This is a genomic window from Cyclobacteriaceae bacterium (genome assembly GCA_025808415.1).
Classification (GTDB): Bacteria; Bacteroidota; Bacteroidia; order Cytophagales; family Cyclobacteriaceae; genus UBA2336.
In genome coordinates this window covers 2,369,992-2,383,056 of record CP075525.1, presented here as the reverse complement: position 1 = coordinate 2,383,056, position 13,065 = coordinate 2,369,992, and the positions used below count along the sequence as shown (strand labels likewise).

The 13,065-nt window shown below is 44.2% G+C and carries 14 protein-coding genes; 4 read left to right on the top strand and 10 right to left on the bottom strand.

The features are described 5' to 3' along the window. Positions 1-31 precede the first annotated feature (31 nt). Positions 32-964: a LysR family transcriptional regulator gene (locus KIT51_10855; GenBank protein ID UYN85390.1), complete on the bottom strand. Its 933-nt coding sequence runs from the start codon at positions 962-964 to the stop codon at positions 32-34. 90 nt (positions 965-1,054) lie between these two features. Between KIT51_10855 and KIT51_10850 the strand changes: the two genes are divergently transcribed. Both KIT51_10850 and KIT51_10845 read left to right on the top strand, forming a co-directional pair. Continuing rightward, on the top strand, positions 1,055-1,363 hold the full coding sequence (locus KIT51_10850) for a hypothetical protein (protein ID UYN85389.1): 309 nt from the start codon (positions 1,055-1,057) through the stop codon (positions 1,361-1,363). 1 nt (position 1,364) lies between these two features. Continuing rightward, positions 1,365-2,324: a sodium-dependent bicarbonate transport family permease gene (locus tag KIT51_10845; GenBank protein ID UYN85388.1), complete on the top strand. Its 960-nt coding sequence runs from the start codon at positions 1,365-1,367 to the stop codon at positions 2,322-2,324. Between the two features lie 60 nt (positions 2,325-2,384). On the opposite strand, the gene KIT51_10840 is transcribed toward KIT51_10845, so the two are convergent. Continuing rightward, positions 2,385-3,929, bottom strand: coding sequence for a PAS domain S-box protein (locus tag KIT51_10840; GenBank protein UYN85387.1), 1,545 nt, complete (start codon positions 3,927-3,929; stop codon positions 2,385-2,387). A gap of 92 nt (positions 3,930-4,021) precedes the next feature. On the opposite strand from KIT51_10840, the gene KIT51_10835 reads away from it, so the two are divergent. Continuing rightward, on the top strand, positions 4,022-5,011 hold the full coding sequence (locus KIT51_10835; protein ID UYN85386.1) for a hypothetical protein: 990 nt from the start codon (positions 4,022-4,024) through the stop codon (positions 5,009-5,011). 8 nt (positions 5,012-5,019) lie between these two features. Here the strand turns inward: KIT51_10835 and KIT51_10830 are convergent, their stop codons facing one another. The 3 genes from KIT51_10830 to KIT51_10820 form a co-directional block, all read right to left on the bottom strand. Further along, the gene (locus KIT51_10830; GenBank protein ID UYN85385.1) at positions 5,020-5,805 is read right to left on the bottom strand and encodes a DUF3667 domain-containing protein; all 786 of its coding nucleotides are present in this window, start codon (positions 5,803-5,805) and stop codon (positions 5,020-5,022) included. A 1-nt stretch (position 5,806) separates the two neighbouring features. Further along, positions 5,807-6,271, bottom strand: a complete 465-nt coding sequence (locus tag KIT51_10825) for a MaoC family dehydratase (protein UYN85384.1) — start codon at positions 6,269-6,271, stop codon at positions 5,807-5,809. Between the two features lie 474 nt (positions 6,272-6,745). Then, positions 6,746-8,620 (bottom strand): CocE/NonD family hydrolase, encoded by a 1,875-nt coding sequence (locus tag KIT51_10820; GenBank protein ID UYN85383.1) that lies wholly within the window; start codon positions 8,618-8,620, stop codon positions 6,746-6,748. 92 nt (positions 8,621-8,712) lie between these two features. Between KIT51_10820 and KIT51_10815 the strand changes: the two genes are divergently transcribed. Beyond that, the gene (locus tag KIT51_10815) at positions 8,713-8,964 is read left to right on the top strand and encodes a hypothetical protein (GenBank protein UYN85382.1); all 252 of its coding nucleotides are present in this window, start codon (positions 8,713-8,715) and stop codon (positions 8,962-8,964) included. An 11-nt stretch (positions 8,965-8,975) separates the two neighbouring features. Here KIT51_10815 and KIT51_10810 read toward each other — a convergent pair whose 3' ends face one another. From KIT51_10810 to KIT51_10790, 5 genes are all read right to left on the bottom strand, one after another. Continuing rightward, positions 8,976-9,554, bottom strand: coding sequence for a hypothetical protein (locus KIT51_10810; GenBank protein ID UYN85381.1), 579 nt, complete (start codon positions 9,552-9,554; stop codon positions 8,976-8,978). A 51-nt stretch (positions 9,555-9,605) separates the two neighbouring features. Then, positions 9,606-10,835, bottom strand: a complete 1,230-nt coding sequence (locus tag KIT51_10805) for an asparagine synthetase B (GenBank protein UYN85380.1) — start codon at positions 10,833-10,835, stop codon at positions 9,606-9,608. Between the two features lie 103 nt (positions 10,836-10,938). Further along, positions 10,939-11,697 carry an MBL fold metallo-hydrolase gene (locus KIT51_10800; protein ID UYN85379.1) on the bottom strand — a complete coding sequence of 253 codons (759 nt, stop codon included), beginning with the start codon at positions 11,695-11,697 and terminating at the stop codon, positions 10,939-10,941. 83 nt (positions 11,698-11,780) lie between these two features. Continuing rightward, the gene (locus KIT51_10795) at positions 11,781-12,494 is read right to left on the bottom strand and encodes a hypothetical protein (GenBank protein ID UYN85378.1); all 714 of its coding nucleotides are present in this window, start codon (positions 12,492-12,494) and stop codon (positions 11,781-11,783) included. Positions 12,495-12,579: 85 nt separating this feature from the next. Further along, complete coding sequence (locus tag KIT51_10790) at positions 12,580-13,026, bottom strand: peptidylprolyl isomerase (GenBank protein ID UYN85377.1); 447 nt, start codon at positions 13,024-13,026, stop codon at positions 12,580-12,582. Positions 13,027-13,065 lie beyond the last annotated feature (39 nt).

The following is a 13,065-nucleotide window of genomic DNA, read 5'->3' as shown; positions in this document are numbered from 1 at the left end:
TTACTGTAATTAGGAATGACCTAAAGATACATCAGGCGTAGTCCTCATACCAACTGAAACGCTCTTTAATAATGCGGGCTTTTTCGCGTTGAAGAAAGCCGGCAAAGGCCTGGGCCACCGGGGAGAATTTTTTTCCTTTTAAGGATATAAGCTGCCATTGCGACTTAATGGGCAAGCCCTTAACGGGGATAACCTTAAGTTGACCGTTGTTAAGTTCGTTGCGTATCCCGATCAACGGCATAATGGAACTGCCCAGCCCGGCAATAATGGCCTGCTTCACGGCTTCATTTGAAGTGAGCTCAAGCTTCCTGCGGATGGTGAGCCGTTTTGCATGGATGTATTTTTCCATGATTTGCCGCGTGCCCGATCCGGCCTCGCGGTAAATAAGCGGGGTACTGTCTAGTATTGAGTTGACTTTCGCACCTGATTTTAATTTGGCTTTTACTTCAGGGCTGCTTACCCAATAAAGTTTGTTCTGGAGCAATTCGATGCGGTTAACATAAAGATTTTTTGGGAGTATGGATACGAGGGAAAAATCTACAGCATTGCTTTCCAGGCTTTCAATCACTTTCGATTTATTGGTAACATCCAATTCAAGCTCAACTTCAGGATGTTGCTGTAAAAAGTCAGCAAGAAAAAAGGGCATTACGTACTTGCCGGTTGAAACGGTGGAAATCTTGAGCCTGCCGGCCAGGTGCCCGCGGTAGGCTTCGGATTTGTAATTGATGGCGTATACTTCGTTCAATATATTTTCGGCAGCCTCGGCAATTTCGTTACCGAATTCCGTAATAAAGAGCTTTCGGCCCACCACTTCCGTAAGCGGAATCTCAAATTGATCCTGGAAATTCTTCAATTGAATGGAAACCGCTGGCTGCGTAAGGTGAAGCTCCTCGGCAGCCTTGGTAATGCTTTTTACTTGCGAAACTTTCAGGAAGATATGGAGTTGGTGCAGTGTGTAGTTCATAAAAATGATTAATGATTTTGATTATAAAGTTAAATAAAAATATATAATCATTCCACCCCATCTTTGCGTTGTTAAACCAAACGAAATACTATGTTGCTGAAAGAAAAGAATAATCCCGCCAAAGAAAAGTCGCAGGACTATAAACTGATCGATGGCACGTTTATGCCTGCCGATGCCAACCGGTTTTTAATGCAATTGATCAACAGCAAAATTGATTACCATAACCTAGAAATATTATCCATGCGCGAGCGCTTTAATGGCGATGTTTCGCATTCCCTGAAGCGCATTGAAGAACTGAAGGAAACACAGGAGGCGCTCCGCCAATTGCTCAACATTGCCTTCGACAATGAAATGGAGGTGCGTGTGCACTGCTCCGTTCAAATTGAATTGGTGAAGTAGAATGGATTTAAACCTGCTGCTGGAGAACCTCACCAATCCGGCACTTCTCTTCTTCGCGTTGGGAATTCTGGCCGTTCGTGTGAAAAGCGACCTGGAGATACCCAACAATTCTTCCAAGTTTATTTCGCTTTATTTATTGTTTTCCATCGGTTTTAAAGGCGGACAGGAGCTGGCCCACAGTAATTTTTCCTTTGAAATTGTGTGGTCGCTGTTGTTTGGCATGCTCATCGCGCTCATCATCCCGATCTACACCTTCTATTGGCTTAAGCGAAAATTCAATATCGATGATGCCGGAACAGTAGCTGCGGCTTATGGATCGGTGAGTGCTGTTACCTTTGTAACCGCAGTATCTTTTTTGGAGAGCCACGCGATTGACTTTGGCGGCCACATGGTTGCCGTAATGGCGCTAATGGAAGCCCCGGCAATTATTGTAGGCGTTATTCTAATTCGCTGGTACACCCCCGATAAATCAAGCGTGCCTCGGCTTCGTTCCATCATTAGTCATTCCATTACCAATGGCAGTGTGTTTTTGATTGTAGGCAGCCTTATTATTGGATTTTTAGCCAACGATCAGCAAGCTCAAGGTATAAAGCCTTTCACTACGGATATCTTCAAAGGTTTTTTAGCCATATTTTTGTTAGACATGGGCATTGCCAGCGGCAGGCGACTAAATGACTTTTTCAAATGTGGGTTGTTCCCGGCTTTTTTTGCCGTGATAATACCAGCTCTGAATGGTTTGGCGGTTGCTATACTAAGCAGCCTTATCACAAGTGATGTTGGTAATCGTTTTATGTTTGCTGTATTGGCGGCCAGCGCCTCTTACATTGCAGTGCCTGCTGCCATGAAGATTGCTGCACCAAAAGCTAATCCGGGTATTTACCTACCCATGACGTTGGTCGTTACTTTTCCGTTTAACATAACGGTGGGCATGCCCTTATACTTGTCGGTAATAGGATTTTGATGAGCCTTTAGTTGGCCATCGATTATGTAGGGAATAGGAGGGTTTAGGTTAAAACAAAACTTAATTTACCCTTTCTATAGCCGGCAGAACAATTTCAAATTCAGTTCCTTTGCCAGGTTCACTATGAACGGTAATGTTGCCACCTATTTTTTCAACGGCCTCCTTAACAATATACAGGCCTAAGCCCGAGCCTACGCCCTTCGTTGAAGCCCGGTAAAACATATCGAATATTTTAGGCAGTGCCTCATGGGGAATACCCTCACCATTATCAGTAACCCGCAGTATGGCTTGTTGTGGGTTGGCGTTTACGCGCACTTCAAGCGATGGATTTTCCTTCCGCAGGTCGGCATATTTTATGGCATTTGAAATTAGGTTGTTCAGGATGATCGCAAGCCGGCTGGGTGCACTGTAAAAATCACCCTCTTGCTTCACATCCACCACCCGCCAAATGCGCTCCATATTATCCATAAACTGAAGTTGTTCGAAAGCATTATGGATAAGCGTTTCGAAATTAACTGCTACAGCCTCTACCTGAAGGCGCATATTCCGGGAGTGATCAACAATATCTTTGATGAAGTGATCGAGGCGTAAAAGACTTTTCTTCTTTAGGTCGAGTAGTTGCTCCAGTGAGGTCGGGTCTTTCTCCAAACGTGCAACTTCAATGAGCCCCAGCAGCGATGCTATGGGCGCACGTAAATCGTGTGATGCTGAATAAACAAAGCGGTCTAATTCAGCATTTATTTTAACCAACTCTTCGTTGCGTTCTTCCAATGCCTGTTGACTTTCCTTTCGTTCGGTAATATCACTTTCAATGGCGATAAACTTGCTCACCTTTCCATGTTTATCGTAAACAGGCTGCACCTCTATGGATACCCAATATGGTTTAAGATCTTTCGTATAATTGATGAGTTCTATATTTTTAAATCCTTTACCAGCACGCAGTTGGCCTCCCATCAGCTTTGATGCCTCAGGGTCTGTTAACGGTCCGCGAAGAAATGTGCCAGGTTTTTTCCCGATCACTTCGTTGAGGGTATAACCCGTGGTGCGTTCAAATGATGGGTTGACCCACTCGATTTTTCCTTCACTATTGGCAATAACCACCATGTTGGTAGTTGCATTGGCCACCAAGGCCAGCAATTGGTTTTCGGCTTCGGCTTTTTTGCGGTCGTTGATGTCGCGTACAATGGCCAGTATTTGCACATCGCCTTCCAGGTCGAGGCGGTTAAGCGAAACTTCTGCCTCAAAGGGTGTTCCATCAAGACGGATGTGCCTCCATTCAAAAAACTGGGGTTCTCCGGCCAAAACGGCATTGATTTTTTCCATAGCAGCTTCCTCCGATGTTCGGCCATCGGACTGATAGGCAGGGGAGAACCGGTAAGGTGTTTGACCAACTATATCCTCTTTCTTACATTGAAAAATCCGCAGGGTAGCATCGTTACAATCCGTAAAAGTTTTGTAATCCATTGTAAAGATGGCATCATGTGCGGAATTAAACAGTGTTCTTAAGCGAAATTCATTTTGACGGATTAATTCAGTTGCCCTTTGTAAGGCTTCCTTTTCGCTAAGCAGTTGTGCAGTCAGGTTGGGCGGGTTATCACTCATCATGTGCAATTTTGCTCATTTGGCGGGTTTGAAAAATCAACAATTGAACAAATACTTACATCTTTATCACCTATATTGAACTACAACTTTAGCTTATGTACGTACGTAGAAATTATAGTTTTTGGATGACCGTGAACTGGTCGAGAAAACCATTCCTATATGGATTTATTTATGCTGCTGCCATCACGGCTCTTCATAAGTTCACACCGTTGAGCATTGTTATTCCCTGGCAACCGCTTAGTGTTATGGGTACTGCCGTAGCATTTTACCTGGGTTTTAAAAATAACAGTTCCTACGACCGTACCTGGGAAGCACGCAAAATCTGGGGGGCCATCGTGAATAACAGCCGGTCATTTGCTGCATTGGTACTCGCCTATATCAAAACCGAAAACAAAGATGAAGAGTACTCCATCAAACAAGCACTGATTTACCGGCACATTGCCTGGCTTACAGCTTTGCGTTATCAGCTTCGTTTAAGCCGTCAATGGGAGCATATCCACGAGCGGTTAAACGGAGTATATGTACCCACGGTATGCGAAGCATACTTTAACCAGTTGGATCGTGAGGTTGTTTCGTTCATCCATGCCGATGAGCTTGAACACTATAAGCGGCAAACCAACATGGCTACACAATTGCTTGCCACCCAAAGCAGTAAGGTAAAACTACTTAAAGACAAGGGATACATAAGCGAGATAGAGCAGTTGAGGTTGCAGGAATTGATTGGTGGTTTATACGATGAGCAGGGGAAATGCGAGCGCATAAAAAACTTTCCATTTCCGCGGCAATATGCTTCAACCGCCCTATGGACCACTTTGGTTTTTAGTTTGCTTGTGCCTTTTGGATTATTGGGTGTATTTAATGAATCGTATTGGATTTGGTTAAGCGTACCTTTCTCGGCTCTGATTATTTGGATTTTTTTTCTGATGGAAAAGATTGGCGACTACTCGGAAAACCCATTTGAAGGGACTTACAATGATGTACCGATTACCTCCATTGCGCGTACGATTGAAATTGACCTGCGTGAAATGCTTGGCGAAACGGATATTCCTCCACCAATACAGGAGGAGAATGGCTTTTTAATGTAGTTGGAAAGTTAATTGTTGCTGGGGCGTATCATTTCCATTAAATCGGGGTTAAGCATAAAGGCAATAATCATAACCACGGCCGTAAACAGAAAGAGTGACAACCAAAAAAATAATTGTACGAAAACACCTCGTACAAAAGCCCAGCCTGGCCGATAGGCTTGATACAGTTGGGTGCAAGCCCAGGCGTAATAAATGGCACTGGTGACGGCAAACATAAAAATGTTGAAGTAATGCCCCGTAAATTTAAAGAGAAACAAAAATGCAATGGAAATCCACTGGAAGTGCCCCTGGGTGTAAAAAACCAAAATGGAGTGTTCCAGTAAATTGAATTTACTTTTTCGGAAAAACAATGCGGCACCAAAAACATAGAACGGAACAAATATAAACGACACAATGCGTTGATTATCTTTAATCCAGCCCATAAGCCCCCGGTTGAACTGTTCCTGCCCGCTTCCTTCCTTAATTTCAGCATATGGATTTACCACTTTCGCCATTTCGTTCATGTCGATCTGCAGAAATGAAATGACTAGAATGTAAAGCGTGAGCATCAGGAAAAAATATCCCACCGGGCCGTAGTAAAGCACACGGTTTCCGTTTACATAATGCCGGGCAACAACGCCCGGGCGTAACGTCAGGTCGCGGATGGTTCGTGGAAACATACCGTCAAATCCGTACACGCGCGACCAAAAGTCGTTCCAGCCTTCACGGAAAGTAATCCGCTTCACGTTTGTTCGTTGCCCGCAATTCGAACAGAATTTTCCGGTTACTTCTTGCTGGCAGTTAATGCAGGTCATACTATTTGAAATGGTACAAGAAAACTATGGTAGCTGTAAAAGCCGGTTTAGGATTGTCTTTTATTTCAAGGGTCACCTTCATTTCGGTTTTGGTAATGCCGCGCAGATTGGTAAGTGCCTGAAGTACAACATGCAGTCGCACGTATTGATTTACCAAAACCGGCTGATTGAATTTCAGGTTTTCAATACCATAATTTACCAGCATGGTAAAATTGTTAACCTGTGCAACTTGCTCCCAAAGGTAGGGGATCAGTGACAGCGTGAGGTATCCATGTGCAATTGTGCTTTTAAACTGGCTTTCTGTTTTAGCGCGCTCCGGATCGGTGTGTATCCATTGCCTGTCGAGGGTGGCTTCGGCAAACTGGTTGATTTGTTCCTGGGTAATCTGATGATAATCGGAAACCCCGAGTTCTTTGCCGATGTGTTGCTCAAATTCAGCAAAGTTATTAATGGTAAGTTTTGGCATGGTGGTTAAAAATAAAGAAAAATCCGGAACCTCACGACTGTACACCATTGAACATTTAACTGTACAGATACGGATAGTGTTAGGTACTGCTCGATTTTAAAGTTCTATTATTCAGACACTTATAGATATGGCTCGATTATGAATCCGGATGTAAGAAAAACTCTTGTATGCGCACGCTACTCGCTCTCATCCTCTGGTGTATTCTGTTTGTCCTTTGCTGGCCTTTGGCCATTCTCCTCATCTTTATCTTTCCCTTGGTTTGGTTGATTCTGCTGCCCTTTAAGATAGTAGGCTTATCCATAAGCCTGCTGTTTCAACTGATTGGGGCTATACTGATGTTTCCGTTTAGGATTCTTGGGATACGGTAACTGAAGGTCGATAGAGACCTTTGCGTCTCAGCGCCTTAGCGGTATTTTAGTCAGCATATGATTGCCATATTTTAACCGCAGGGACGCAAGGACGCAAAGGATAAAATTATTTCTTAACAATCGGTAATGTGATTACTGATGGATATTTCTTTGAGTGATGGATTGAATTTGTCGCCACTACACCCTTCGCCTCATCAAAATTATTTCCACCTGTGTTCAGGTTTCTCTCGAAGCGTGGAAAATTACTGCTGGAGACCTCAATCCGAATCCGGTGGCCCTGTGCAAAATAGTTGCTGGTGCTCATCGGTGTTAGCTTAACTTCATATACTTTTCCTTTCTCCATAAACACTTCCTTTTCGTATCCTTCGCGGTAACGAACACGCTGAATAGTTTCATCAAGGTTATAGGCTTTGCCATCCGGATGCACATCAATCAACTTGATGGTGACATCGGTGTCCTTTACATCAGAGGATAAGTATAATGTTGATTCAATGAAACCACTTACCTCAACTCCCTCTTTTAATGGTTCGGATGTGTATACCAGAATATCGTCACGCAACTCCATTTCCGACTGATCAAATGCGCCTCCCTGAACAGCATTTCCTGTGCAACACACATTGCCACCATGAGATTTAACAGGATTCATCGGATCATACTTGAACGTGTCAGACTTGTCGGATGAGGGAACTTTTGTTACCAGTTTGCCATCACCATTTCGGGTGTTGGCCTTTCCTTCGCTGCTCAGGAAGTAATTTGTCATCACTGAATTTTTAGGTGGCCACGTTTCTGATGTTTGCCATTTGTTGCTACCCATGGTGTAGTACTGAACACGCGGAGTGGTTTTCTTGAAATCATTTTGCTCACCTTTCAGCAACATATCAAACCAGCCCCAGGTGAGGTCATCATAGTTTAATCGTGCATCGCCCACACTGCGTTCGCCTACAATTGTATTTTCTGAAGCACGCTTAAAAGCACAATGCAGGGTAGGGGCAATAACCAGGTATTGGTTGTCGGCTATGGCTTTGTTTGAATTATTACGCGCATGGTTGAACAATGCCAGGTTAGGACTGGAGGCAACATCGTACCACGACACAAACCAATAAGTAGGAACATCCAATGGCATGGTGTCGTGATACAGTCCACCGGCAAACCAGGCCGGGTCGTTGGGCTTACGCCTGATCATGTGTTCATATATACCATCCTGGCCATTTACATTTTTGATAATGTCTTGTACGGGTAAATGCTGTAGCGCTTGTGCCCAGTCCACACGTGGCATTTCGGTGGCCAAATCGTAAAACCGTTGCACGCGGATCAAATCCTGTTGTGTGATGTCTTTCGGGAAGGCAGGCCTGAATTTATCGTTTTGTGTCCCGTAAAGCCATGCCGTAAACAACATTTGTTGTGCTCCGCCACGGTACCAGTTTCCCTGTTCGTAATATTCGCCTACCTTACCTACTCCTGCTCCATAACCTTGCGCCACCATAGCGGCCAGTGCAGGGTGATTAAGGGAGGCAACGGCCATTTGCCACTCGGCCGTTGATGAACAACCTATTACGCCAACCTTTCCATTCGACCAGGGTTGTTTGCTCATCCATTCAAAAGCATCATACCCATCGGTTAGCGGTGTGCCCAGTATATCCCATTCGCCTTCAGAGAAAAAACGGCCGCGTTCGTTTTGCACAACATAGGCATAGCCGCGCTGCACGGCTTCCATGGCGGCTTCGAGTGTGCGCGTGCGCATTTCACCATCTACCCAGGTATTGAAGTTGTAGGGGGTTCTTGAAAAAACGATCGGCACTTTCGCATTTCCCTTTGGCCGGTAAATGTCGGTGGCTAAACGAATGCCATCACGCATGGGCATCATTACTTTTTGATCGATGATGGCGATTTCTTCGAGTTTCCTGTAAACATCCTGTGGGTTTTGGGCGAATATAAAAGCCGTTATGAGCCAGCCCGACAATAAGAGTAGATAGTTTTTCATGGACGATTAGGTTATGCTTAAAGTTGTAAAAACTTTTTAAAAGGTTTTCAGGTTTTTACGGGTAATTGCCTTTTCAATTACATTAACGGTAAATGTCAACTTGTTCTTCAGGAAAGCGATCGTATTTAAATGAGGATATAGCAGTAGAAGCCCTCATAGAAGCACACGTGCATTTTGATTATCGGAAGCATTCTGGCCCTGTTGCCGTATATCGTTGTGATTCGTGCGGTCAGTTTCACCTTACCTCTTCAGGGCCGATGAACCAGAAACTGATACAGGCTATTGATGATGGTACACTTGAAAAATTACGCACGGCAAAAAAGTGGTCATCAAAATGGGAATAGGGAAGTAGCTGCTAATCCTTAGTGGGTGGATTGATCATAATATGTGCCCGGTGTGTTCCCGGATCCATGATCCACGGCATGCCGGGAGCTTCAGGCTTCAACGGTAAGCCCGTGCTTTCTGCGGTGGCCCAGGGAATATAGACCACATAACGGAATGTGCCTTTTGTTACCTCACCGGTTTGTGAGTTATAGTTTTCGGCAGGGGCGGTAAACACCTGTAAGTTGGTAGGTTGTTTGGGCATAAAAAGTTTTCCTGATTTCACTTCTTCTTCACGCATGTTGAAGATTTCCTGGAAAGATTTTCCTTGTGCTTTCAATTCGCGCCCTCGTGCCATAAACGGTTCCAGGTCTTTGTGATAGCACGAAACATTTAAGCCGCTTGCTTTGGGATCATCCGCCAGGCACACAAATTCGTTGGTACCTTTTCGAAGCACTACAAATTCACCTTTGGGGTTGTAACCATAAACCATTGCTCCATCCCGTTTATCTTCCGGGGCGGCAAGTACCGCTGTTTTGATTTGAATTTCAGTTGTGGGTATTTGTGCTAACGATACTTGTATCGTTAGCATAAACATGCATATGGTTTTCATATTGCTTAATTTAATTTTATCTACTTCTTAGTACTTCAGCTTTAAGTCTAATTAAGTTTTTTGTTTTTTCTTTTGGGCCGAAGGAAATAATACATTATTCAAAATCAACCGATAACCCGGTGAATTTGGATAAAGGTTTAAATCTGTAGGTGCCCTTCCCCGGCCGGGAATTCCTTCCGGGTCGTGCCCGCTGTAAAATGTCCAGAAGCCTTTTCCCAATTCACTGAACATATACCGTACATTCCTTTCTTTTCTGTTTTCACCCAGCAGCAGCACCTCAGGTTTCACCAGGTCCTTATTGAAAGCCGTGGTGAGTCCGGAAAATTCACGGATAACATTGGCGTGGTTTTGTGTAAGTAGTGAGGGTATGAGGTCCCACTTAGCGGAGAATGTAAATAGGGAAAAGTAATCACCGCTCGGCATGAAATCGCGCCTTCCAACATTAATATCCGAGAATCTTCGGCTGTACGGTGGTTCAATGCTAAAATTTTCAAAGGCAAATGTTTGGGTGTAATCCAGCCGGGAGGTGTCGTGCATTTCTTCATCCGAAAGTTCGTAGAGTTCCGAACCGTTCATGGCCAGGGCAACATCAATGGATTCGGCTGCCGAGCACATGGCAAACAAGTAGCCACCTGAAGCTACAAAGGTTTTAATTTTTTTTGCCATAACCAGTTTCATTTCAGGTACACTGGTATACCCTAGCTTAGCAGCTGTTAGCTCTTGCGCTTTGTATTCCATCACGGATGATTCGCGCCAGCGTGACCGGCCCGGTTGGCCGGTAAAATCTTCGTGGTGGAGATGGAGCCAATCGTAGCGTGCAAGTGCTTGGTTATGGATTTCCTCATCATAAATTATGTCGTAAGGTATTTCGGCATAATCCAGTACCAGTATTACGGCATCGGTTTCATCCAATATAAATTCGTTTTTAGGCGAGTACACGGCAATACGGGGCACGCGTTCCAAACGAACGGCATTCATGTTTACGGCCGGGCTTGCCAGTTCATTCAATATGCGGTTAACGGATGCTGCACTTAATATTTCATAGGAAACGCCACGGATCCTGCATTCAGTTTCTGCCATGGGCGAGTATTCTATCAAAAAACTTCCACCGCGATAGTTCAATAACCAATCTACGGTTACATCCTTTTGCAGCATGAAATAAGCTATGCCATAGGCTTTGAGGTGGTTTCGTTGTGCTTCGTCCATGGCGATAAGAATGCTGTTGGACCATGCATGTCCCCACACCACAACAAGGAAAAAAAGAAAACACTTTTTTTGCATGACGAAGCTATAATGAATGGATTAAAGCTCCGCAGATTTTAGCAGAATTTCAACTGGCTTTGTTATGACCGTGTAAACGGCTTTGTTGGTTCAGCAACGTGTATTAATAAGCAGGGTACCAATTACGAAGCCTTACATCAATGGCCAAATTCCCTTTTTGAATTAGCTTTTTAAATGCTTCAACATCACTTAACCCACCTTGGCCACGATAATGAAAGGGATAAACGATTTTAGGTTTAAATTCCAGCACAGCACTAGCGGCTTGCTCAATGGTCATGGTAAAGGGTTGGTTCATGCAAACAAATGCAAGGTCAATATTTTTCAAAGCTCGCATTTCAGCAATGTCTTCCGTATCTCCTGAAATATAGATTTGTTTTTCGCCCAAGCTTAATACGTAACCATTGCCGCGGCCTCGCGGATGGCGCGAATCATCCGTTTCAGGCAAGTTGTACATGGGTATGGCGGTAATGGTAATATCAAACTGTTTAATGGAAGAACCATTGGCAAGGGGTATGGTTTGATTGGCCAGGTTTTCGGGGAGTTGCTCTCGCACCGCATGCGGTGCGATAATGATAGCGCGTGCCGTTTCGATGGTTTTTAAGGTTTCCATATTCAGATGATCGCCATGGATGTCGGTGATCAGAATAAGGTTTGGTGCGGCTAATCCTTCAAAAGCTTTTGCACCACCGTAGGGATCGACATAGATGGTAATTCCATTCCAGGTTAGGACAAGGGTGGCGTGCAGGATGGGTTGAATGGTTAAACTGCCTTTAGCGGTTTCAATGGCATCGGGTTTAGGGCGTTGCGCCTGTATTAATGAGAAAGAAAAAATAAGAAAGTATAGGGCAATGATTTTTTTCATGCGATAAAGGTAAAAAATTCAAACGCGCAATAAAAAACCGGCCGAAGCCGGTTAATTAAACTGTAAACTATTGTGCTCTATAGCTATTTACAAACCTGGTCGAAAGCAAAAACATGACCGGCTACATCGGCCCACTTTATTTTTTCGCCTTCAAATGCCTGCAGCATGGCCGGGCATTTTGCATATAGTTCTTCGAAGTTTTTCTTGTAGCTGCCTTTTTTTACCAATACGGCTTTTTCGTTGTTTTGTACAAACAAATACGACTTGTCGATTCCTCCGGTAAGTTTTACCCCTGCAACACCCACACCTGTAGTTTCTTTGGCATTCGGGTCGGCAAACACTTTTATTTGGCTGTCGAACCCGGGGTTAAGCAATTGCATTAACCTGAGTTTGCTGGCTTTGTTATGACGCATGGCCGTTTCGAAGATGAGGTATTCGCGGTTTACAATTTCATCAAAGTTGGTATTGGTCATTTCCTTTATCGACCCGGTTGATTCTGCCATCATGGCCAGCTTCGCCATTTTTGAAGCTTTGATAGAAAGCCGCTCAACATCTTCTGGTTTAAATTTGGCCTTTTCACCGTTATCCAAACGGATGTTGAAATTACTTAGGTACCCGTTTACCATGGTGCCACCTAAAAACTTACCTGTAACTTCTTCTCCGGATGCAAGCTTAACGATGCATTCTTTATTGTTTGCAAAAATGGGCATGTCATCGGCATCAAGTGGAGTTATAAAACCTTGAGCCATTGCTGCGCTGGAAATACATACCAGCATGATGAGGATAAAGTTTTTCATACGTTGGGGGATTAGAGTTTAATGTTACTCAAGATAGCACATTTCGTACCAATTCGGGCGGCAGTAACAAATCCATACTATAAGTTTATATAGATTCCACTTCACGGATAACGACCTTTTCCATAACATCGCCCTGGCGGATCTGGTCAATTACGTCAAGCCCTTCATATACTTTGCCAAAGCAAGTATGGTGGCGATCGAGATGGCTGGTGTTGTCGCGGCTGTGGCAAATAAAAAATTGTGAACCACCGGTGTTCCTGCCGGCATGTGCCATCGACAATACACCCCTGTCGTGGTATTGGTTGTCGCCAGTTAGTTCGCACTTGATTTGATAACCCGGCCCACCGTTGCCTATTCCATTGGGACATCCGCCCTGGATAACAAAGTTGGGGATTACCCGATGGAAAGTCAGCCCATCATAAAAGTTATGCTCGGCCAGGTCAATGAAATTCTTAACGGTATTGGGCGCATCTTTTTCAAAGAATTTGATTTTCATAACGCCCTTTTTGGTGTGGATTTCTGCAATTTTCATAAGTAAACATTAGCATTTAAAGGTGCAATATTAACAGGT

Coding starts and splice junctions, on each gene's coding strand:
- KIT51_10855 (UYN85390.1), bottom strand. CDS start 964: ATGAACTACACACTGCACCAACTCCATATCTTCCTGAAAGTTTCGCAA.
- KIT51_10810 (UYN85381.1), bottom strand. CDS start 9,554: ATGAAAACCATATGCATGTTTATGCTAACGATACAAGTATCGTTAGCA.
- KIT51_10825 (UYN85384.1), bottom strand. CDS start 6,271: ATGCCAAAACTTACCATTAATAACTTTGCTGAATTTGAGCAACACATC.
- KIT51_10830 (UYN85385.1), bottom strand. CDS start 5,805: ATGACCTGCATTAACTGCCAGCAAGAAGTAACCGGAAAATTCTGTTCG.
- KIT51_10835 (UYN85386.1), top strand. CDS start 4,022: ATGTACGTACGTAGAAATTATAGTTTTTGGATGACCGTGAACTGGTCG.
- KIT51_10790 (UYN85377.1), bottom strand. CDS start 13,026: ATGAAAATTGCAGAAATCCACACCAAAAAGGGCGTTATGAAAATCAAA.
- KIT51_10795 (UYN85378.1), bottom strand. CDS start 12,494: ATGAAAAACTTTATCCTCATCATGCTGGTATGTATTTCCAGCGCAGCA.
- KIT51_10820 (UYN85383.1), bottom strand. CDS start 8,620: ATGAAAAACTATCTACTCTTATTGTCGGGCTGGCTCATAACGGCTTTT.
- KIT51_10800 (UYN85379.1), bottom strand. CDS start 11,697: ATGAAAAAAATCATTGCCCTATACTTTCTTATTTTTTCTTTCTCATTA.
- KIT51_10805 (UYN85380.1), bottom strand. CDS start 10,835: ATGCAAAAAAAGTGTTTTCTTTTTTTCCTTGTTGTGGTGTGGGGACAT.
- KIT51_10840 (UYN85387.1), bottom strand. CDS start 3,929: ATGATGAGTGATAACCCGCCCAACCTGACTGCACAACTGCTTAGCGAA.
- KIT51_10815 (UYN85382.1), top strand. CDS start 8,713: ATGTCAACTTGTTCTTCAGGAAAGCGATCGTATTTAAATGAGGATATA.
- KIT51_10850 (UYN85389.1), top strand. CDS start 1,055: ATGTTGCTGAAAGAAAAGAATAATCCCGCCAAAGAAAAGTCGCAGGAC.
- KIT51_10845 (UYN85388.1), top strand. CDS start 1,365: ATGGATTTAAACCTGCTGCTGGAGAACCTCACCAATCCGGCACTTCTC.